Here is a 20126-nt window from a genome sequence, read left to right on the forward strand (position 1 = left end):
TCTACAATTTACTCACCAGAGGATAATATGTCACACTTTAGCCAAATCAAAACTCAGATCCGTAATCTGGCCTCTCTGCAAGCTGCTTTGACAGATTTAGGGATTGACTGGAAAGAAGGCCCTTGCCCGGTGCGGGGCTATCGGGGTCAAGCTGTTAATGCGGAAATTGCGATCGAGCAAGACAACGGTTACGACATCGGTTTTAGCTGGAATGGTAATGAGTATGAATTAGTTGCGGACTTGCAGTTTTGGCACCAAACGTCGTCTGTGGATATGTTCCTGAGCAAGGTGACTCAGCGTTATGCTTTCCAGACGGTGATGAAGGAAACCGCTAAGCAAGGTTTCCAAGTTGCCGAACAACAACAAAATGAAGATGGTTCGATCCGACTGGTAGTGCAACGCTGGAGGAACTGATGTCCGACTTTTCTGGCCCTTCGGCAAATGATGCCACAGATTTTTGTCTATCAATGGGAGAGAAAAATCTGGATAGCGAGACGCCAGCTTCCACAAGGTCTGGTTTGGAACCAGAACTGGGTGGTTTCTTTCGAGATGCGCCAGAGCGATCGGGTTTTGAGCCAGAACTGGGTGGAGCGCTGCGGCAGAAAGGGGTTTATGTAGATGAGCTTACTTGCATTGGCTGTAAGCATTGCGCTCACGTCGCGCGTAATACCTTCTACATAGAACCAGATTATGGTCGTTCTCGTGTGGTTCGGCAGGATGGCGATGGGGAGGAGTTGATTCAAGAAGCGATCGATACTTGTCCGGTCGATTGCATCCACTGGGTAGACTACACAGAACTGAAAAATCTGGAAGTAGAGCGGGAGTATCAAGTAATACCACCCGTTGTGGGATTTCCAGTCGATCGCGCACTGGTTACTACCAAACGCCGTCACCAAAAGCGGAAGACAAACCGCAAATAAAGGCAGGATATTAGTCCTATATCTAGTCTGATACCGTTATTCTGAGAGAGGCTGGTACATACAGCCTCTATTTTTGTGCCTGTTGCGGTTTTAAACTCTGATGGCTAAGATATCGTTGGAAATTCCTATTTATCTGGGAGGTTAGGCAAATTTTGACACTTTCGTTTGATATGGGGCTTTCAGTGCCAGCAGATGTGTTGGTTCGGGAACTGGATGGCGAATCGGTTATTCTCAATCTTAAGAGCGAACGTTATTTTGGCTTGGATGAGGTAGGCACCCGTATGTGGGCGGCTCTTTCTAGTTGCGATATGATACAGGATGCCTACGAATCTTTACTATCCGAATATGATGTAGATGCGGAACAGCTACGAGGGGACTTATATCACTTGATCGAACAGCTGGTGGAGCATGGATTGGTAAATGTCAGCAGTAAATAGTTGGCGCAAGTTAAAAAAACTTTCCTGGTCAGAGCTAAGGCTGCTGGTTCGATCGCTAATGCTGCTGCCGCTGACGGCTGTTTGTATAAAACTGTTTGGGTTTCGACGGCTGTATGCTGCGATCGCATTTACCAAAAAAAATTGGTATCATTTAGAACCGATAAAAAAAGATATCTACGTAATTACACGCATGGTATCGCTAGCAAGTAACCGGGGTTTATATCGCCCTAACTGCCTGCAAAAGTCTCTAGTTCTCTGGTGGTTACTGCGCTGTCAAGGTATTGAAAGCGACCTGCGTATAGGAGTACGCAAACAGGACGGCAGCCTGGAGGCTCATGCTTGGGTGGAGTACGAGGGTGATGTTTTAAATGACAGTAGTGATGTTAAGGAGCGTTTTGCGCCTTTTGCGGGTGCGATTTTGCCGCTAAAGGAGCAAGCACTATGAGCGGTATCGTCGGGATAGTTAACTTGGACGGTAAGCCAATTGACCGACAGCTGTTGCAGCAAATGACTGAATTCATGGCCTATCGAGGGCCAGACGATCGGCACATTTGGATTGATGGTAATGTAGGATTTGGTCACGCGCTGCTGCGTACAACATCAGAATCGCTACGGGAACAGCAACCCTGTAGTCTTGATGGTGAGGTGTGGATTACTGCTGATGCACGCATTGATGGTAGAGCAGAACTGATTGAAAAGTTGAACAGCAGTATCGATATTAAGACGGTAACGGATGTACAACTTATCCTCCGCGCTTATCAGGTTTGGGAAGAAGACTGCGTTAAACACCTGTTGGGAGATTTTGCTTTTGCCATTTGGGACTCAAGAGTGCAACGGTTATTTTGCGCCAGAGATCATTTTGGAGTCAAACCGTTTTACTATGCTCGTGTCGGGAATAGCCTGATTTTTAGCAATACGCTAAATGGCGTAAGAATTCACCCACAAGTTTCGGATGAGTTAAACGATCTGGCTATTGCGGATTTTCTGCTGTTTGGTTATAACCAAGAGCTAGATACAACTACTTTTGCAGATATTCAGCGTCTACCTCCCGCACACTGTTTAACTTGGTCACGAGAAACACTAAAATCCAAACGTTACTGGATGCTACCTGTAGATGGTGAGATCCGGTATAAAAAAGCAAGCGATTATGTAGAAAATTTCAAAGAGTTAATGGGAAAGGCGGTAGGAGATAGACTTCGCACTAACCGGGTGGCTGTCTCAATGAGTGGGGGGATGGACTCTACAACCATAGCCGCCACTGCCAGCCAACTGTACAATAAAGATGCCTTTGATTTGAGAGCGTTCACCGTCGTCTATGATAAATTAATTCCAGATAAAGAACGTTATTATTCAGGATTGGTGGCAGAAGCTTTAAATATTCCCATCCGCTACCTAGTTGCAGACGACTATACTTTGTTTGGGCAAACGGAACAACGGCAATCGGGGCATCCCGAACCTACCAATGTCTGTATGTTAGCCATTTTTGCAGATCGACTCACACAAGTTGCAGCCCATAGCCGAGTTCTGCTGGATGGGAATGGTGGCGATCCGGTTTTTTATTCTTGGGGAGCTTACTTTTATTTTGCACACCTCTTGAAAAACTGGCAATTAGGTCGTTCGATCGTAGATACTGTTGAGTATGTTGTCTCTCATAAACGGCTACCGCAACCGGGTTTGCGATCGAGGGTTAAGCGATGGCTGGGAATTCGTCCCCCACTTCCTGCCTATCCCCGATGGATAAACTCAGATTTTTCAGCTAAATTGGATTTGCCTGGGAGATGGGAGCAGTTTTACGATGAAAAACCGCTGATTCATCCTGTCCGTCCAGAGGCATATCAACAGCTTACCAGTTCGGCTTGGCCTTACCTGTTTGAAAGCTGCGATCCGGGAGTAACAGGTTTGCCTGTGGAGGTACGATATCCATTTTTCGATCTGCGTCTGGTAAATTACTTATTGGCAATTCCACCAGTGCCTTGGTGCTTGCATAAAGAACTGATGCGGGTGGCGATGCGGGGGATTTTACCGGAGTCGGTACGTCGGCGTCCGAAATCGCCCCTAGCTGGCGATCCGATCGGCTTACTTTTGCAGCAAGCTGGTTCGCAATGGATCGATCGATTTGAAGCTACACCAATGTTAGCTAAATATGTCGATCGCAAAGCGATGCCGATAGTTTCTGGAAGATCGCAGGATACAAATGAAGCTTGCATTAATCTGCAACCATTAAATCTCAACTACTGGTTACAAAATTTGCAGTTATTTAATTACGAATCGTTAAAGGAGGAAAACCATGCGTTCTAATAATGAAAAATTCACCAAGATTCCTTATACAAGCCCCAAGTTATCTGTGTATGGTGATATCAGGGAGATTACCAAAAACTCAGTTGGTCCAACGAAGAACTTTGATAATCTTCCTAGTGCTAACAAGACAAATACGTGATGTAAAAGACAGCAGCCTATCAGTTCCAGAAGAAACCCGTGTTTTTTTATTCCGTATATGGCCTAAAACTGCATTCCAATGCACCAATTCCGGGATTAGTGCCTTTGCAAAATAGGTCTGAATCTGAAGTAGATGTTCGGGTCTGGTTGTCTTGTGTCCCGCCTTGGTTGGCAGATATTCCTGAAGGACTCCATAGAGTTTGTTATGTTAGTTCTTGCCAAGACGAACACGGTCAGCCAGCCTTGAGTGTGTGGAAAATTGACGATCGCTATTTCCGGCTTTTATATTGCGATCGCACCGAATTCATCATTGACCATTCGGTTACCGAAATCTGGGCTAATTGGCCAGATAATTTGACACTGGAAGATACAGCTACCTACCTGCTAGGGCCGATTTTCGGCTTTGGATTGCGCCTGCGGGGGGTTGTTTGTTTGCACGCTTCTGCTATAGCAGTAGGGGATAAGTCGATCGTTATACTTGGCCCAGCAGGTGCGGGAAAATCTACTACAGCTGCGGCTTTTGCCAAAGCTGGGTTTCCCGTATTATCGGATGACGTTGTACCGATTTTGGAGAGGGATAATAAGTTTCTGGTACAACCTGCTTATCCCCGTTTGCGTTTGTGGCCAACATCGGTGAAAGCTTTGTACGGTAAAGCGGATGCTTTGCCTTGTCTGACGCCAAACTGGGATAAACGTTATTTGGATCTTACCCAACCAGGATATCAATTTCAAGACTTGCCTTTGCCGCTGGGTGCTATTTATATTTTAGGCGATCGCACTACTTCCCCATCTGCCCCTTTCCTGGAAGCAGTACCTAGCCATACTGGTTTAATAACGCTAATTTCTAACACCTACGCTAACAATTGGTTGGATAAAAAAATGCGTGCCGAGGAATTTGATTTGTTGAGTCGGGTTGTGGATAATGTGCCGCTGCGACGAGTCACGCCTCATGCAGATGTTCAACTTATTTCAAAACTCTGTAATTTAATTTTAGAAGATTTTTATAAATTAGGTAACTGGTAATACAATAACGAATGAAGAATAACTAATGGCAATTTATAGCATCTCCGGCTATGGTAGCATGATCGCTGACAAAGGACGCATGGATGCCTATGTAAAGGCACTGCGTCAAGCCGTCAAACCTGCGTCTGTGGTACTGGATATAGGGACTGGCACGGGAATTTTTGCTTTGCTTGCTTGTCAATTTGGTGCTAAAAAAGTTTATGCCATTGAACCAAGCGATACTATTCAAGTCGCAAGAGAAATTGCGTATGTAAATGGCTATGCTGACCGTATTCAGCTTATCCAACAACTCTCAAACCAGGTAAAATTACCGGAATTAGCTGATGTAATTATCTCAGATATACGCGGCGTATTGCCACTTTTTCAACAGCACATACCATCTATTGTTGATGCTAGAAAACGGTTGCTTGCGCCCGGTGGAATAATGATTCCCCAGCGCGATACTTTGTGGGCGGCTGTCGTGGAAGTACCCCATTTGTACAATCGGATCGTATCGGCTTGGGATGATAGCGAATATGGATTTGATATGAAGGCGGCACGACAAATTGTAACTAATATTTGGAGTAAAGGTTGGGTAGCACCAGCACAACTTTTAACGACACCGCAATCTTGGGCTACGTTGGATTATACTACGATCGAAAGTCCCGATATTAGTGCCGAAATAAATTGGGATGTGGCGAAAAGTGGAACGGCTCACGGGTTAAGTGTTTGGTTTGATGCTACTCTGGCAGAAGGCATAAGCTTTTCCAATGCGCCAGGAATGCCTGAATTAATCTACAGTATTGCTTTTTTTCCTTGGACTGAGGCAGTTCTTCTTCGTGTTGGGGATAAAGTGTCTGTTACTTTACAGGCTAATTTAGTGGGAGATGACTATATTTGGCGCTGGAATACTTGTATTTTAAATCAGGAAAATCCCACAGAGATCAAAGCAAACTTCAAGCAGTCAACCTTTTTCGGGATGCCGCTATCTCCCGCACAACTGCGTAAGACTGCTGCTAACTATGTGCCGACGCTTAATGAGGATGGAGAGATCGATCGACTAATTGTGGAATTTATGAGTAGCGGTATGGCGTTAGGCGATATTGCCAATCGAGTTAAGGAGAAATTTCCCAGTCGCTTTCGGAATTCGCCGGAGGCTTTGACGCGAGTCGGTGATCTCTCTAAAAAATACAGTAAATAGTCGAATTTGTGATTCGATATCACCAATCACCCATTACCAATGACAAACTTGAGAATTCTAAAGACAAAGGTAAGAAGTGGTTTGAGTCAACTACCTTATTTGTCCAGAAGTCTCAATTTAGTCTGGACATCTGCTAGAAACTGGACGATCGCCTGGGCTATCCTGTTGGTAGTGCAGGGACTATTGCCAGTAGCGACAGTTTATTTAACTCAGCAACTGGTAGATAGCCTAGTAGCAGCTTTAGGTGCTGGTGCTGACTGGCAAAAGATATTACCGACTCTGACGCTAGTTGCTTTAATGGGCGGTATTTTGTTGTTAACTCAGGTACTTGGCAGTTTACTAACTTGGGTTCGCACCGTTCAATCAGAATTAGTCAAAGATTATATTAGCAGCCTTATTCACGAAAAGTCAATAGAGATTGACTTTGCTTTTTACGAATCGCCAGAATATTACGATCGCTTGCACCGAGTTCGCCAGGATGCTTATTTTCGTCCGGTGGCGTTACTAGAAAATAGCGGCAATTTGCTGCAAAATAGTATTACCCTGATGGCAATGGCAGCGGTACTGATTCGCTTTGGCATTTGGTTACCTTTTGCACTGCTAGTAAGTACTCTGCCTGCCTTTTATGTCGTCTTGCGCTATAGTAGCCAAAACTACGATTGGTGGTTGCGAAATACTGCTGATGAACGTCGTAGCTGGTATTACTATTGGCTGCTTACAGAAAAGCAGTATGCTGCTGAATTACGGCTGTTTGGATTAGGAGAACATTTCAAATCTGCTTATCAGAGATTGCGGCGAAAGTTACGATCCGAACGGGTAAAGTTGGCTAAGGATGAGAGTTTTGCGAATCTGGGCGCTAGTGCGATCGCACTTTTAATCACCGCAGTTGCCCTAACTTGGATGGTGTGGAAAGTTTTTCAGGGGCGGGTGACTTTGGGAAACTTAGCTTTATTTTACCAGGCTTTTAACCAAGGTCAAGGTGTGATGCGAAATCTCCTGGCAAACCTCGGTCAAGTTTACAGCAATATGTTATTTTTGGGCAACCTATTCGAGTTTCTCGAACTGCAACCCCAAGTGGTAGACTCCCCCTCACCGAGATTGACACCAATAACTTTAAAACAGGAAATCCGCTTTCATCAAGTTACCTTCCGCTATCCAGGTAGCCACAAGGCAGCTTTGGAACACTTCAATCTTACTATTCCTGCTGGTAAGATTGTAGCGATCGTCGGTAGCAACGGTGCTGGTAAAACTACCCTGCTCAAATTGCTTTGCCGCTTGTACGATCCGCAGCATGGTAGTATCAAGTTGGATGGCATCGATTTGCGCGACTTACCCATCCAAAACTTACGGCGATTCATCACTATTCTGTTTCAGCAACCAGTTGATTATAATACCACCGTCGCTGAAAACATTGCAATGGGGGATTTAATATCATCTCCCAGTTTATCTGAAATTAGTGCTGCTGCTGAAGCTGCGGGTGCTAACGAGATGATCGATCGCTTGCCAAAAGGTTACGATACTTTATTGGGGAAGTTGTTTGAAGGTGGTACAGAACTCAGCGGCGGCGAATGGCAGCGGATTGCCCTAGCGAGAGCTTTTCTCCGTCAGGCTCCTCTGATTATACTAGATGAACCTACCAGCGCGATGGATTCTTGGGCGGAAGCTGACTGGCTAGAGAGGTTTCGGCAATTGGTAGGTTATAGCACGGCTATTATTATCACCCATCGTTTTGCGATCGCCAAACGAGCCGACATCATTCACGTAATGGCTGATGGTCAAATTGTAGAATCAGGCAGTCATAATGAGTTATTATCTCGCGGTGGCGCTTATGCTAAGTCTTGGCAAAGGCAAATACAAGAGTCAGTATAGAATGTTGGCAAAATCGATATTTTTTATATGAACGCAGAATGTAGCATACCTGTTAGCAATTTAGACCCTAAATTTCTCATCTTTCTGCGGTTGTGTCTTCGTGGACGCTGGGATTCAAAAGCATTGAATGCGGCGCGAGAAATAGCGGCTGCCGATCATTTCAATTGGGATGCTTTGCGCCAGATTGTACATACAGAAGCTTTGGCTCCCTTATTATACCATATTGTGCGCGGTAAAAACTTAGTTTCGCCATTGATTGAGGAGGAATGGCGCAAAGCTTATTATCACAATGCCTGCCGCAACACTTTGCTGCTGCGGGAATTAGCTGATGTACTGCACCAACTTTCTGCTAGTGGAGTAGATGTTATCGTCCTCAAAGGTGCTGCTTTAGCCGAGATGATTTATGATGATATTGCGGCCCGACCGATGAGCGATTTAGACTTACTTATCCACCCTGAAGATTTGCCAATGACTCGACAAATTCTGACAGGCTTGGGATATGCACCTGTGGGTGTGGAAATGCAGGCTGGTTTCACTGAAGAATTCCGCAATGAAGAAATTTTTTACAAGGGTGGACTTGTAGATATTTATATCGATTTACACTGGCGGCTAATAGCTCCTATATATTATCAGCGCAGGTTTACCACTGACTGGTTTTGGGAAACTTCTTTGCCTGTCAAGATTAATTTAGCACCGGCGCTGGTGCTGGGTTGCGAAGCGCAAGTGGTTTATTTATGCGCTCATTTGATGCTGCATCACGGCGGAGAAAGTTTGATGTGGTTGCACGATATAGCGGCTGTTATAAGGTTTTACGAAGAAAAAATTGATTGGGAATTGGTTATAAGTAAGGCAAAAGAATACAATTTGGTGATGTCGTTACAGCGGATTTTGCTTCAAATAGCTGATGAATGGGATTCGCCAATTCCGGCAGATGTTTTGGATAAATTTCTTGCTTTGGAACCATCGCGGGAAGAAGTGCGAACTTATGCTTGGCAATATGAAATTATGGCTTTGCGTTTGTTTGCTGATGTAGCGGGTGCTAAAGATTGGCGTCAACGGTTGCGTATTGTTTGGGATACGCTGTTTCCGACTCGCGAGTATATGGAATATCGCTACAAAATTGTACATCCGCTGTTTGTACCTTTTTATTATCCTTACCGTTGGTTGCGGGGTTTGAGGCGGGTATCTAATTAGGAGTGGGGGAGTGGGAGAATTAATAATTTTCCCTATCCCCTATTCCCTATTTAAGAGGATGGTGTTCGCTGAGTATTTTCTCGACTCTGGCTTCATCAATCCTAGCTGTTAGTTTTGTCGCTTCATAATTATCTCTAGTGGTTTTGGCTAGAGTAAAAGTCGAGCCAATTGAAAACAGTAAACCCATTCCCATATAACCTTTTACCCAGCCATCTACAGGTAGGTAAATTATACCGCCAGCAGTTGCCGAGACGGAAAGAGCAAAAGAAAGCCAGACTTGAATAATCCAAGCGGCAGTATCTTTTTGAGGGGCAGTTGGTTGTGGCATACAGGCTCTCAGTCGTAGGATAAAATCTTTTTGCTTGTTAGCTTGTTTTCATGATATTCTATTTACTTATTATGGTAGATGAATTCTAAGTGACAGTTTCTTAAGTGGATGTTCCAAAATTTTGGCATTCAACCACAATGAGGGCTTTTCAAGAATTGATAAGTCTTACTGTGTGGGGACGGTTTGGCAACTGGCACAAGATACCTGCGACTTTAGATTTAGTTTTGTTTATCTTTAGTTTTTTGCCAGAGGCGTAGAGGTTCTTCCGTCCCGATCTGGTATTTTCCTGATAATTTAGTACACTAATTACGGGAGAGCGGCCTTTATCGTCTGCAAACTCCCACCGGCATACAAAGTTTGTTCATTCTCCCGAAACCCAATCTCCGCCAACAACCCAGGCAAATCCGTTTTCAACAACTGCCACGCCGTCTCCGTTTCAAACAATAACAAAAATAACGATATCGGCGGCCAAAATAAGGGATTCGTCGGCGCGTGAAAATCCACCAGCACAAACACTCCACCCGGTTTCAGCACCCGATAAACTTCTTTGAGAATCTGTCGCAATTGCTCAGGCTGCATTTCGTGCATCGCCACACTGGTATGCACAAGATCGAAAGAATTGTCTGCAAACGGCATATTTTCTGCAAAAGCTTCTATATACTGAGCAGATGGAACATTCGATCGCGCCCGCTTCAGCGATAAAGGTGAGGCATCCAATCCCGTCACATTCTGGGAGTATTGCACCAGAAATTGGGTTGCCTGACCGCTACCGCAACAAAGGTCTAGTACCTTGGTATCTGGAAGGATGGTCAAACCTTGCAAAGCTAACTGGCGGAATCGCCCTTCACCACCAACGCTAATGGCAGCAAGACGAGAAATCCCATCGTACAACCACTGATATCGATAGCTCCAGTCCCTTAAAATAGTGGCCACGGCCTAACTGCTCCTGAAATTGTGTATTCCTTGGTGCTAATGGAAGCCAATAACAAGATATATTATTAAAATCGGTAACGAATCTGAAAACATTGGGAAACTGTAAGAGCTATGGGGCGTACTGGGGTTTTACTACTTAACTTGGGCGGACCGGATCAACTGGAGGATGTCCGGCCTTTTCTGTTTAACCTATTTTCCGACCCGGAAATCATTCGGCTGCCGTTTCCCTGGTTACAAAAACCCCTGGCATGGCTCATCTCTACACTGCGAGCCAAGAAATCCCAAGAAAATTATAGCCAAATTGGCGGTGGATCTCCTCTACGCCGCGTTACAGAAGCCCAGGCTCATGCCCTGGAAGAAGATTTGGAGCAAAAAGGGCAACCAGCAAGTGTCTACATAGGGATGCGGTACTGGCATCCTTTCACGGAAGAAGCGATCGCACGAATGAAACGCGATCGCGTCGATCGTCTGGTTATCCTCCCCCTCTATCCCCAATTCTCCATCAGCACCAGCGGTTCCAGCTTCCGCCTTTTGGAAAAGATCTGGCAAGAAGACCCCTCCCTCACCCCCATTGACTACACCGTCATTCGTTCCTGGTATCAGCAGCCCGGTTACCTACAAGCAATGGCCCAGCTGATCGCCCAAGAACTCGATCGCTTTGAGAATCCCGATCTAGTTACACTCTTCTTTAGCGCCCACGGCGTCCCTGTGAGCTACGTAGAAGAAGCTGGCGACCCCTACCAGCAAGAAATAGAAGACTGCACAGTCCGAATCATGGAGACGCTGAATCGACCCAATCCCCACACTCTGGCTTACCAAAGTAGGGTCGGCCCAGTAGAATGGCTCAAACCCTACACTGAAGACGCTATTAAAGAACTTGCCATCCAAGAAGTCAAAGATTTGCTAGTAGTGCCCATCAGCTTTGTATCTGAGCATATCGAAACCCTCCAAGAAATTGATATGGAGTACCGCGAACTAGCTGAGGAATCTGGCATTCACAACTTCCGCCGCGTACCCGCCCTCAACACCCATCCTGTATTTATTGACGCCCTGGCAGATCTCGTAGTCGAAGCTCTTAATTCCCCCAGTATAAAGCTTTCCGAAGTAACACAACTCAAGAAACAAGTTAAGATGTACCCGCAAGAGCGTTGGGAATGGGGCATAACTCCATCTGCTGAAGTTTGGAACGGTCGTATAGCAATGATTATCTGTATTGACCTAGTGTTGGAACTGCTCAGCGGTCACGGGCCTCTACACCTAATCGGACTACTCTAGAAATTTTAGGTTTTAGATTTTAGATTTTGGATTGAAAGTAAAATTTGAAATCTGCAATCTAAAATTACTCAGTATTGCGACCCCCAGAACCAATTTCACTTTTGACTTTTGACTTTTGACTTTTGACTTTTGCTATACCAGCTATACCATTCACCAGAACTGCGAATTGCTAACCACAGCAGGATCATCGCAATTAAACCTCCCTGTCTGGGCGCATCAAAAGCTAAAAGTACCAGCGCCACACACAAGGCATCTTGGGCAAAAACAGCCCACAAGGGTAAGCCCCGCAATCGAAAAAACCAACCGACTTGGACAAGTTGCAGCACAAGCGCCAACAAGCCACCCACTACACTAACTAATATAATTAACCAACCAGGAGCGTCGGTTGCCTCCGCAACAGCAACCCCCATAATCGCCCCAACAATAGGGCTAAACAAAAGATGGAAAATTTGCAGTACGCGCTGCCCTAATAGCTTTTTGGAGGCAAAAAGCTCGAATAACGACCAGCTCGTGAGGATTCCCACAACTACCTGCGGATGAATCAAAGATAAAATCGGCACGCGAGACCAGAGATTATTTCCCTGCAAAAGGCCAATCAACAGGAGGGGCAGGGCAATTCTCCCCACTCCCACCGCCGCCGCAGCCGAGAGTGCGGCTAGGAGTTCAATCATCAATTCTTCCTGTACTTAGGCTATGCTCAAAAAGACAACCTGACTTTAACTTAATGTTTCTTAAGTTTAATCATTTTGGCGCTTCGGTTGCACTGTTTAACAAGCATAAGAGCTTGACGTGCTTTCCAGCTTATTAAATTGTTACGATAATTATTAGTAAAATGTGCTTAAATATACTAATAGTAATGAAAAAACATGATATGGAAAATTCCCTATTTGCTGATGCTAGTCAAAGACTAGAAAAGGCACTAAAGTATGTCTCAATTTCAGATGATGCGATCGAACATTTGAAATTTCCTAAAGCTAGTTTAAGAGTGTCTATACCCGTGCGGATGGATGATGGTTCTTTGAAGATTTTTCAGGGTTATCGCGTTCGGTATGACGATACCAGAGGGCCAACCAAGGGAGGCGTCCGCTATCATCCAAACGTTTCAATGGATGAAGTCACATCTTTAGCGTATTGGATGACGTTTAAATGTGCTGTGTTGAATTTGCCTTTTGGCGGTGCTAAAGGTGGGGTGACGCTGAACCCCAAAGCCTTATCGAGACTGGAGTTGGAACGTTTGAGTCGCGGTTATATAGATGCGATCGCAGACTTTATTGGCCCCGATGTTGATATTCTAGCACCCGATGTTTATACCAACCCGACAATCATGGGTTGGATGATGGATCAATATAATATTATCAAGCGGCAAATTACCCCCGCTGTCGTCACCGGAAAACCAGTCACAATTGGGGGAAGTTTAGGTCGAGATACCGCCACTGCAACCGGAGCTTTTTTTGTGATTGAAACCATTCTCTCCAAATTTGACAAGCTACCCAGAGAAACGACTGTAGCAGTGCAAGGATTTGGCAACGCTGGTGGTGTGCTGGCAGAATTACTAGCAATAAATGGTTATAAAGTAGTTGCAGTGAGCGATTCTCAAGGCGGAATTTATGCCAAACAAGGTTTAGATATTCGCAGCATCCGACGCTGCAAAGAATTTATCAAAGGTATGCACGCCGTCTATTGTGAAGGCACAGTTTGTAGCGTTGTCGAACATGAGGTTTTGACGAATGCAGAACTTTTAGCTTTAGATGTGGATGTACTCGTTCCCGCTGCTTTGGAAAATCAAATTACGGAAGCGAATGCCAATGATATCAAAGCAAAGTTTATCTTTGAAGTCGCCAATGGGCCGGTAACATCTGCCGCAGATCAAATTTTAGAAGAAAAAGGAATTTATATCGTTCCCGATATTTTGGTGAATGCAGGTGGCGTGACAGTTAGCTATTTTGAGTGGGTGCAAAATCGCAGCGGACTTTATTGGATTTTGGCAGAAGTGAATCAACGTTTGAAAGACAAAATGATTGAGGAAACAGAGAATATTTGGAAGATTTCTCAGGAATTATCCGTTTCCATGCGAACTGCTGCTTACATCCATGCGCTGAATCGTTTGGGTGAAGCGATTAATACTAAAGGAACGAGGGATTATTACGTGAATGGGTAAGGATAGAAAAGCGCGATCGTTTTGTCTTATTGGTACGTTGTTGCGCTTTAGCGCTAAAGCGCAACAACGTACCAATAATGATAATAATCAGCTAATATTAACGCAATACGCTAACGCATTCTCGGAAGGTGTTGTAATGAGGAAACTGTACTTCTTAGTTCCTGGGACAGATGGCAAGTTTGCCTGCGGTGGTCTTTGGGCAGAGTTAAAAACATTCAATCTTGCTAAGCAGATTTGCAGTTCTGAGGTTGTCACTTACCGCCAACGGGAAAAGGACACACTTTTCTTAGATGACTTGCTAAAGCAGAAAAACTTAGATGATGTAATTTTTGTGATTAGCTGGGGATTTCATATCCCCAAACTTGCTGCCAAGCTAAAATCCTATAATGTAGTTTATCATGCTCACAGTGCGGGATACAAATTTACGCTGCCTTCAAGTATTCCCATCATGACTGTGAGCCGAAATACAATGGGATATTGGGGGCAAAATTCTCCTAATTCACTGATTTATTATTTGCCTAATGAGATTTCGGATGAATTTAAAAACATTAACCAAAAACGGGATATTGATGTTTTAGTTCAAGCTCGAAAATCTTCTGAGTATTTAATTCAGGATTTGATTCCAGCATTGCAGAAGCAATGTAACGTATTCGTAGTTGATTCTTATGTGAAAGATTTAACAGGACTTTTCAATCGCGCCAAGGTTTATCTCTATGACTCCGCTGAGTACTGGGCGCAACAGGGAGTGAGCGAAGGATTTGGTCTGCAACCAATGGAAGCTCTCGCCTGTGGTTGTCAGGTTTTTTCTAGTGTCAATGGTGGATTATCGGATTACTTAGATCCTGGATTTAATTGCTATAAAATCGCTGGATACTCAAAAGAGTATGATGTTCAACGCATTTTAAAAGTGCTTGAAACTTCAGCATCACTCACATTGTCGGAACAGGTTCTTGCAGAGTATCGGTCTGAAAATATTGTTAAACGGTTACAGGTGATTTTAGAAGATATAAATGATTTTTTTGACAGTAAAAAACGTTACTTACCGAATATCACGAGTTTGACGAGTATGCGTGTTGCTAAACTACTCACTCAGAGAATTAGTGGCAAGTTGAGGAAAAAGTTTTTTAGCTGATAGGGAATTCGGGTTTATTACCTCCCTTTTATGAGTAATATCGTGTCTGGTTGCATCGTTAGTGTAAAAGTGCTACGGGAAATTGTCTGTTGTCATCAATGGTTAAATTTTTACCGCAGATGTAGGCGCTTCGCCTTCCCGTAGGATAGACAGATAAACGCAGATAAACGCAGATAAGAGAGAGATTTTTTTAGGCAATCGATGCTACCGGACATGATATAAATTGTAGAGACGTTTCATGAAACGTCTCTACAGCAGATCGAGATAAAGGGGGTTGCTCAAATGAAGGAAAGTACTGCGTTTGTACTCAGCACTCAGCACTCAGCACTTTGCTATAGGTAGGGACTCAATCCAGCCTTGGCCAATCTGGGATTTCCGCCCCATCTTCACCGCCAATGCCGATCGCAGTGTTAAAGATATTGGCATCAGTGATATCAAGATTATTCATTGATGCACCGAACACATTCGCGTCATAAATCGTAGCGCGAGTCAAATTTACCTCGTCGAGATTTGCTTGCTTAAAATCGACGTTGGTAAGAAAAGCTTGAGTTAAGTTAGCGCCTGTCAAGTTAGCACGAGTCAAATCAGCGCCTTCTAGGTTAGTGCGAGTGAGGTTTGCTCCTTGCAAATTGGCTTCTCTGAGATCGGCCCCAATTAAATGTGCGCGACTGAGATCGGCCCCAGATAGATCGCATCGAAAACATTCCCCAGTTGACAATAACCGTTGTACGTGAAGCGGATCGAAGGCTAGAGCTGAGCCACTCAAAAATAGGGGAGCGAGTAAGCTTAGGGTTGCTGCATGAAAAAGTTTCATAATTTTGCCCCTTCCTCAAAAGGTTGGTGCTGTTTTTTTCCTCACCCTTTTATTATCTCACTCATTTAGCTACAGATGTTGACCGACGCCACAAGTTGGTTGTGATGATACAAATGTTATAGTATCGATCCTGTACAGTCCGGTTGTGTGCGCTAGGTCACTGATGCTGAGTCCTAAATGCTGATTTAGTCAATCTAACTATGCTAGACCGATCGCTTCACACACCAAGCTTAGGCCAAGAATCCATCCGGGTGCTGACTCCACTGGCGCAAAGCTGAACATTATGCCTCTACTACGGGGTTGTGTATGATAGGCGATAGCTGGAAATTTCCAGCGATTATGCTTAAAATAGACATAATGTACAAAAAAGTCAAACCTAACTGTTCCCATGCGTAGTTACACCCTTACAGAAGCCCGTAACCAACACGGGGAAGTCTTTGACCAAGCTATTGTGGAGCCAGTTTTACTCACCAAGCAATCGCGACCCAGCCATGTAATTATGTCCTTCGATATCTATAGACACTTGATGGAAAGGCTGACAGAATTAGAAGATATGGCTTTGGGTAAAGCAGCAGAAGCGGCGCTGAGTCAGTCGCAAATGGTGGGTACAGAAAGTTTTGTAGAATCACTAAAGCAACTGGCTAATGGCGAAACTTGATGGTTTACAAACAGTTCTTGATTTTATCAAAGGTTTGCAACCGAAGATTGCCGCTCAAATTGCTAAAAAGGTGTTGGCGCTAAATGTCGCTCCGTTGCCTGCTGATAGCAAAGAATTAATTGGTTATCCTGGTTATTATCGGGTAGATAGTGGCGAATATCGGATCGTTTATCAATTTAATGCCGATGAAGACTTGGTAGAGGTAATTTTGGTTGGCAAGCGCAATGATGATGAGGTATATAAAAAACTGGAGCGTCTTTTATGAGACATAGCCCGTGGGAAAATAAATCATCTTGTTGGTGAATTGATCGGAGGTTACCATCCCATCTATCAATCTCTCATCATTTACCTGACATTAAATCTTCTGTGTATTTCAGATAGTCATCTGACTTTTTGATTTGTTCCTTAAGTTCTGGAACTAAGGAATTAAGAGATGCTATCAATTTTGTCTTTGCCTCAATAGATAACCTCTGATCTGACTGTGCCTGTTTTAAACTGTCTCGGTAGTTACTCAGGTAACGATCCAAGTCGTTAAAAAATTCATCAATTCGTTGCTGGAAATCCTCATCCAAGTACTGATTAATCCCCAGTTTGATCGTATTAATATTCTGGTCTATTATCTTATTAACTTCATAAACTATCCCTTGCAGAGAAACAGTGTAGAAATTTTCCTGCTTGTTCGGTCGTTTGATTTTTTCGGTCACCTCAAAAGGAACTAGCCATAAATAATGTAAAAACGACCTTGAATTTCTAACTACTTCTGTATATCCCTGGTCTATTGTCCTCGTATGACGCATTACCAGTGGTTTGTTCAAGTCAATATAATAGTCAGGTTCTAATCTTAAATTGGGCAATGATAGCTCCAAATTAAAATTTTCGTTCAAACGTTCGCGTGCCCTCTCGACGATCGGTTTTGTCTGGGCATCCAAAAACTGCATCATCTCTTGACGCGCTTGTTCGATTTGTTTGGTCGTATTTTCACGCACCTTGTCTAGCAATATATCTACTCTCTGCTTGGCATAAGCCACCGCTGTATCTGCGAAATCTTCTGCTTCTCTGAGTGTAGGGAATTCAATTGAAGTCTGACGCTTCACTTCTAACGGAGATTTGACCTGTTTAGAAATCCAGGTTAAAAAAGTTTTGGCCTTCATACCTCCTTTCTTTAAAAAATCACCCCGTTGATATTCTTCTTCAATAAAATAGGTTTCTACGCCCATTTTTCCTTCTTTTTTGACGGCTTCCAAAATATTATTGAATTCCTCATAAAGATTGTCTTTGATTTTATCTATTTCTTGTAAACGAGAGCGACACTCTTCAATGCTGTACATATCCGTTTCCAGCGCCTTAACTTCAAGCTGTAATTTTTCTCCATCTTCGTTCATAGCGCTGCTGCGGATCTGCATATCCTCAAGCAGTTCCACAAGACGACCGCGAGCAATGTTGAGGGAAGATACTATGCAACGAGGCGCTGCTTCTACCATCAGTGCGTTGATCGCTTTTTCCAAAAATGAATCGAAGCCTGACTTTTTCCAAAGCTTTTCAGCTTTACGTTTTAATTGTTCTACGGTTGTATCTTGTAGTTCTTCTTCCCAGTCTATCGGAAATATGTCTTGGGCAAGCGATCGGGCCGATTTCATCTGAGCAATTTCCACACCGGGATTTTGTTCTGACTCGACAAGAAAGTTAGTTGCTGAAAATGCCCATCTAGCCGAGATCTCAAACACTCTATTTGTATTATCGCCATCACCCAAACCAAATTCAGCAGTGACAAACTGCCGCACTTGTTCAGGGGTCATGTCGCCATCTTTGCGCTGGTCAACTTTATTCACCAGGACGTATAAATTATCCTTACCCCGTAAATCTATAACTTTCTGAACATCTTTTTTAATTTCCTCTTCTGCCTTGGTATTCAGCCCAGTAAAATTCAGTACAATCAAAACTACGGAACTTGCTCTTAGCTGTTCGGCAACTACATTTGCCAGTCTGAGATTTTCACCGGCCTCATTCGGCCCAGGCGTATCTACAATAACTAATTTACCGATCTTTTCAGCTTGGGCAGTTTTTTGGAAATGCCAAAATGGAGTATAAATGCGCGGCACATCCATCAGCGACTGAAGCGGGTCTGACAGCGGATCTAAAACACTACACAGCCGGATAATATCGTTTAAAGCACGCAAACTATTGATGATCTGCTGACGCCCTGCAATCTTTTCGTGGATTGAGATTTTAGACATTCCCAGAATTTTCTCTGGCAACTTTGCCAAATGAGGGTATTGTGCAATTTTTTGCTGCACTCGATCGGCCCCCAAGTCATTGATTTTACGCTGCAAAGCCACAAATGTTTCTCGGAAAACTCCCTGAATATGGGAACTTAGGATTAGTGTTGGTTCTTTAAGTTGAGGGTCGCAAATAATCTCGGTGGGTAGAGTTGTCATGGCGGCGTTGCGGCTGGGCAAAATCTCTTGACCGACGATCGCGTTAATGATAGTAGATTTACCAGCCTTCATCGGCGCGACGATCGCCATTCTCAGTTCCAATTGTGCTACGTTACGGGTGGCTTCGCTGACTTCCCGCTGAAATTTGCCATATTTCTCGCTAGCACTATCAGATTTCAGCCCTGTACTGGCCCGATCGATCGAGGCAGTAACTTGCCCCAGCAAGTCAACTATGTGGGTTTGCAGGTCTTGCACGCTAGGCTTGGGCACATCACCTTTCATCTTTCTTCCCCGCAGATGTCTACTAAACAGTTATATCGCTTCTTAGTTAGGTGGGCGTAAATAAACCGAACACCCAGAAACCCGGTTTCTCCAAGAAACCGGGTTTCTAAGTCCGGCAGTTTTACGTTTAATTATGTCCACTTACTTAGTTATATAGTTAGTATTTTTGCCCATAGTACTCCCATAGTATAGCAACCACCAGGGCGGTTAGGACGTACTAAAACGCTAGAATCGATTCACAGAAAGCATTTCACTTTTGCTATAGCAGTGGCACAAAGGGCGCGATCGCAACGTCGGTGCAAATACAGCACCTCAACTAACCACAAATAGAGGTCGTTGTTAAAATCGAATTGATTTGAGTCCTTAAACTTCATGTCTAACCCTGTCCTCAACCAAAATAATCGTCCTGGTGCATTCCCAGTTATCGGCTGCTCGATCGCATCGGGCCTGCTTTTAGCCCTATTCAACACATTCGGCTACTCAATCAGCGCCCAACCCTTAACTACAAGCTTAGTTTCACAAGCTAGACCAGCAGCCAATCCTAATACCGTTAACCAAAGATTGATGGGACAATGGCAAGCAAAAGTTTCAGCTTCCGGTCAAACACTCACCTTTGTTTTTGGGCCAAACGGCAAATTATCGATCGTATTGCCGTCAAGCTCTAATCCAGCGCCTGCAATGGAACTTAGATACCGAGTTGCGTCCACAAGTACTTCACCCATGCAGATAGACATGATCGCAAAAGATAATAAAATAGCCCCAACCATTTTTGAGTTCACCCCCGATGGTAAGCTCAGGATACAACTAGAAGGCACTAATCCTGGAGTATCCAGGCCAGCTACTTTTGCTACCAACGCCACAGTTTTCGATAAAATTTCCAATGCTACAACCTTACCTCCAAATGCTCGAATAACCCAGACTCAGACGCCGCGACGCTAGTTCGCTAAGCGGAAGTCAGGCATTTACTCCTTTGTGGCTGTCTATAAAAGGCCGCAGAGGAGCAGAGGGGAGGGGGTAAGAGGGGCAGGGGGGCAGAGTCGCAGAGGGGCAGG

Annotated in this window: 21 protein-coding genes; 15 read left to right on the forward strand and 6 right to left on the reverse strand. The window is 44.2% G+C overall.

Annotated elements, in window-relative coordinates:
* The first annotated feature begins 27 nt into the window (after positions 1-27).
* The 9 genes from LAY57_RS16485 (at position 28) to LAY57_RS16525 (ending at position 9059) form a co-directional block, all read left to right on the forward strand.
* Positions 28-414, forward strand: coding sequence for a DUF1257 domain-containing protein (locus LAY57_RS16485; RefSeq protein ID WP_249067876.1), 387 nt, complete (start codon positions 28-30; stop codon positions 412-414).
* Positions 415-467: 53 nt separating this feature from the next.
* Positions 468-920 carry a ferredoxin gene (locus tag LAY57_RS16490; protein ID WP_249067904.1) on the forward strand — a complete coding sequence of 151 codons (453 nt, stop codon included), beginning with the start codon at positions 468-470 and terminating at the stop codon, positions 918-920.
* A 152-nt stretch (positions 921-1072) separates the two neighbouring features.
* Complete coding sequence (locus LAY57_RS16495) at positions 1073-1357, forward strand: PqqD family protein (protein ID WP_249067877.1); 285 nt, start codon at positions 1073-1075, stop codon at positions 1355-1357.
* Positions 1341-1802, forward strand: coding sequence for a lasso peptide biosynthesis B2 protein (locus LAY57_RS16500; protein WP_249067878.1), 462 nt, complete (start codon positions 1341-1343; stop codon positions 1800-1802). Before LAY57_RS16495 ends, LAY57_RS16500 begins: the two co-directional genes overlap by 17 nt.
* Positions 1799-3655 (forward strand): asparagine synthase-related protein, encoded by a 1857-nt coding sequence (locus tag LAY57_RS16505; protein ID WP_249067879.1) that lies wholly within the window; start codon positions 1799-1801, stop codon positions 3653-3655. The genes LAY57_RS16500 and LAY57_RS16505 overlap by 4 nt, the downstream gene beginning before the upstream one ends.
* A 177-nt stretch (positions 3656-3832) precedes the next feature.
* Positions 3833-4816 (forward strand): phosphoenolpyruvate carboxykinase (ATP), encoded by a 984-nt coding sequence (locus tag LAY57_RS16510; RefSeq protein ID WP_249067880.1) that lies wholly within the window; start codon positions 3833-3835, stop codon positions 4814-4816.
* A 25-nt stretch (positions 4817-4841) separates the two neighbouring features.
* Positions 4842-5996, forward strand: coding sequence for a 50S ribosomal protein L11 methyltransferase (locus LAY57_RS16515; RefSeq protein WP_249067881.1), 1155 nt, complete (start codon positions 4842-4844; stop codon positions 5994-5996).
* Positions 5997-6077: 81 nt separating this feature from the next.
* Positions 6078-7865, forward strand: a complete 1788-nt coding sequence (locus LAY57_RS16520; RefSeq protein WP_249067882.1) for an ABC transporter ATP-binding protein — start codon at positions 6078-6080, stop codon at positions 7863-7865.
* Positions 7866-7892: 27 nt separating this feature from the next.
* Positions 7893-9059 carry a nucleotidyltransferase domain-containing protein gene (locus tag LAY57_RS16525; RefSeq protein ID WP_249067883.1) on the forward strand — a complete coding sequence of 389 codons (1167 nt, stop codon included), beginning with the start codon at positions 7893-7895 and terminating at the stop codon, positions 9057-9059.
* Between the two features lie 46 nt (positions 9060-9105).
* Here the strand turns inward: LAY57_RS16525 and LAY57_RS16530 are convergent, their stop codons facing one another.
* The gene (locus LAY57_RS16530) at positions 9106-9387 is read right to left on the reverse strand and encodes a YiaA/YiaB family inner membrane protein (protein WP_249067884.1); all 282 of its coding nucleotides are present in this window, start codon (positions 9385-9387) and stop codon (positions 9106-9108) included.
* A gap of 306 nt (positions 9388-9693) precedes the next feature.
* Positions 9694-10320: a class I SAM-dependent methyltransferase gene (locus LAY57_RS16535; protein WP_249067885.1), complete on the reverse strand. Its 627-nt coding sequence runs from the start codon at positions 10318-10320 to the stop codon at positions 9694-9696.
* A gap of 111 nt (positions 10321-10431) precedes the next feature.
* Between LAY57_RS16535 and hemH the strand changes: the two genes are divergently transcribed.
* Positions 10432-11595 (forward strand): ferrochelatase, encoded by a 1164-nt coding sequence (hemH, locus tag LAY57_RS16540; protein ID WP_249067886.1) that lies wholly within the window; start codon positions 10432-10434, stop codon positions 11593-11595.
* 95 nt (positions 11596-11690) lie between these two features.
* Here the strand turns inward: hemH and LAY57_RS16545 are convergent, their stop codons facing one another.
* Positions 11691-12266, reverse strand: a complete 576-nt coding sequence (locus LAY57_RS16545; protein ID WP_249067887.1) for a DUF4126 domain-containing protein — start codon at positions 12264-12266, stop codon at positions 11691-11693.
* A 200-nt stretch (positions 12267-12466) separates the two neighbouring features.
* Between LAY57_RS16545 and LAY57_RS16550 the strand changes: the two genes are divergently transcribed.
* The gene (locus tag LAY57_RS16550) at positions 12467-13753 is read left to right on the forward strand and encodes a Glu/Leu/Phe/Val family dehydrogenase (protein ID WP_249067888.1); all 1287 of its coding nucleotides are present in this window, start codon (positions 12467-12469) and stop codon (positions 13751-13753) included.
* The gene (locus LAY57_RS16555) at positions 13746-14885 is read left to right on the forward strand and encodes a glycosyltransferase (RefSeq protein WP_249067889.1); all 1140 of its coding nucleotides are present in this window, start codon (positions 13746-13748) and stop codon (positions 14883-14885) included. Before LAY57_RS16550 ends, LAY57_RS16555 begins: the two co-directional genes overlap by 8 nt.
* 346 nt (positions 14886-15231) lie before the next feature.
* Here LAY57_RS16555 and LAY57_RS16560 read toward each other — a convergent pair whose 3' ends face one another.
* The gene (locus LAY57_RS16560) at positions 15232-15699 is read right to left on the reverse strand and encodes a pentapeptide repeat-containing protein (protein WP_249067890.1); all 468 of its coding nucleotides are present in this window, start codon (positions 15697-15699) and stop codon (positions 15232-15234) included.
* 388 nt (positions 15700-16087) lie between these two features.
* Between LAY57_RS16560 and LAY57_RS16565 the strand changes: the two genes are divergently transcribed.
* Both LAY57_RS16565 and LAY57_RS16570 read left to right on the forward strand, forming a co-directional pair.
* Positions 16088-16357 (forward strand): type II toxin-antitoxin system Phd/YefM family antitoxin, encoded by a 270-nt coding sequence (locus LAY57_RS16565; RefSeq protein WP_249067891.1) that lies wholly within the window; start codon positions 16088-16090, stop codon positions 16355-16357.
* Positions 16344-16622 carry a type II toxin-antitoxin system RelE family toxin gene (locus LAY57_RS16570; protein ID WP_249067892.1) on the forward strand — a complete coding sequence of 93 codons (279 nt, stop codon included), beginning with the start codon at positions 16344-16346 and terminating at the stop codon, positions 16620-16622. Before LAY57_RS16565 ends, LAY57_RS16570 begins: the two co-directional genes overlap by 14 nt.
* Positions 16623-16698: 76 nt before the next feature.
* Here the strand turns inward: LAY57_RS16570 and LAY57_RS16575 are convergent, their stop codons facing one another.
* Both LAY57_RS16575 and LAY57_RS16580 read right to left on the reverse strand, forming a co-directional pair.
* Positions 16699-19074, reverse strand: coding sequence for a dynamin family protein (locus tag LAY57_RS16575; RefSeq protein WP_249067893.1), 2376 nt, complete (start codon positions 19072-19074; stop codon positions 16699-16701).
* Between the two features lie 236 nt (positions 19075-19310).
* Positions 19311-19448 (reverse strand): hypothetical protein, encoded by a 138-nt coding sequence (locus tag LAY57_RS16580; RefSeq protein WP_249067894.1) that lies wholly within the window; start codon positions 19446-19448, stop codon positions 19311-19313.
* On the opposite strand from LAY57_RS16580, the gene LAY57_RS16585 reads away from it, so the two are divergent.
* Entirely contained in the window at positions 19447-20013 is a 567-nt protein-coding gene (locus LAY57_RS16585; protein WP_249067895.1) for a hypothetical protein, read from the forward strand. The genes LAY57_RS16580 and LAY57_RS16585 overlap by 2 nt on opposite strands.
* Positions 20014-20126: the final 113 nt, after the last annotated feature.

Source organism: Argonema antarcticum A004/B2 (assembly GCF_023333585.1).
Taxonomy (GTDB): Bacteria; Cyanobacteriota; Cyanobacteriia; order Cyanobacteriales; family Aerosakkonemataceae; genus Argonema; species Argonema antarcticum.

Coding starts and splice junctions, on each gene's coding strand:
- LAY57_RS16485 (WP_249067876.1), top strand. CDS start 28: ATGTCACACTTTAGCCAAATCAAAACTCAGATCCGTAATCTGGCCTCT.
- LAY57_RS16490 (WP_249067904.1), top strand. CDS start 468: ATGGGAGAGAAAAATCTGGATAGCGAGACGCCAGCTTCCACAAGGTCT.
- LAY57_RS16500 (WP_249067878.1), top strand. CDS start 1,341: ATGTCAGCAGTAAATAGTTGGCGCAAGTTAAAAAAACTTTCCTGGTCA.
- LAY57_RS16505 (WP_249067879.1), top strand. CDS start 1,799: ATGAGCGGTATCGTCGGGATAGTTAACTTGGACGGTAAGCCAATTGAC.
- LAY57_RS16515 (WP_249067881.1), top strand. CDS start 4,842: ATGGCAATTTATAGCATCTCCGGCTATGGTAGCATGATCGCTGACAAA.
- LAY57_RS16525 (WP_249067883.1), top strand. CDS start 7,893: ATGAACGCAGAATGTAGCATACCTGTTAGCAATTTAGACCCTAAATTT.
- LAY57_RS16530 (WP_249067884.1), bottom strand. CDS start 9,387: ATGCCACAACCAACTGCCCCTCAAAAAGATACTGCCGCTTGGATTATT.
- hemH (WP_249067886.1), top strand. CDS start 10,432: ATGGGGCGTACTGGGGTTTTACTACTTAACTTGGGCGGACCGGATCAA.
- LAY57_RS16545 (WP_249067887.1), bottom strand. CDS start 12,266: ATGATTGAACTCCTAGCCGCACTCTCGGCTGCGGCGGCGGTGGGAGTG.
- LAY57_RS16550 (WP_249067888.1), top strand. CDS start 12,467: ATGGAAAATTCCCTATTTGCTGATGCTAGTCAAAGACTAGAAAAGGCA.
- LAY57_RS16555 (WP_249067889.1), top strand. CDS start 13,746: ATGGGTAAGGATAGAAAAGCGCGATCGTTTTGTCTTATTGGTACGTTG.
- LAY57_RS16560 (WP_249067890.1), bottom strand. CDS start 15,699: ATGAAACTTTTTCATGCAGCAACCCTAAGCTTACTCGCTCCCCTATTT.
- LAY57_RS16565 (WP_249067891.1), top strand. CDS start 16,088: ATGCGTAGTTACACCCTTACAGAAGCCCGTAACCAACACGGGGAAGTC.
- LAY57_RS16570 (WP_249067892.1), top strand. CDS start 16,344: ATGGCGAAACTTGATGGTTTACAAACAGTTCTTGATTTTATCAAAGGT.
- LAY57_RS16575 (WP_249067893.1), bottom strand. CDS start 19,074: ATGAAAGGTGATGTGCCCAAGCCTAGCGTGCAAGACCTGCAAACCCAC.
- LAY57_RS16585 (WP_249067895.1), top strand. CDS start 19,447: ATGTCTAACCCTGTCCTCAACCAAAATAATCGTCCTGGTGCATTCCCA.
- LAY57_RS16580 (WP_249067894.1), bottom strand. CDS start 19,448: ATGAAGTTTAAGGACTCAAATCAATTCGATTTTAACAACGACCTCTAT.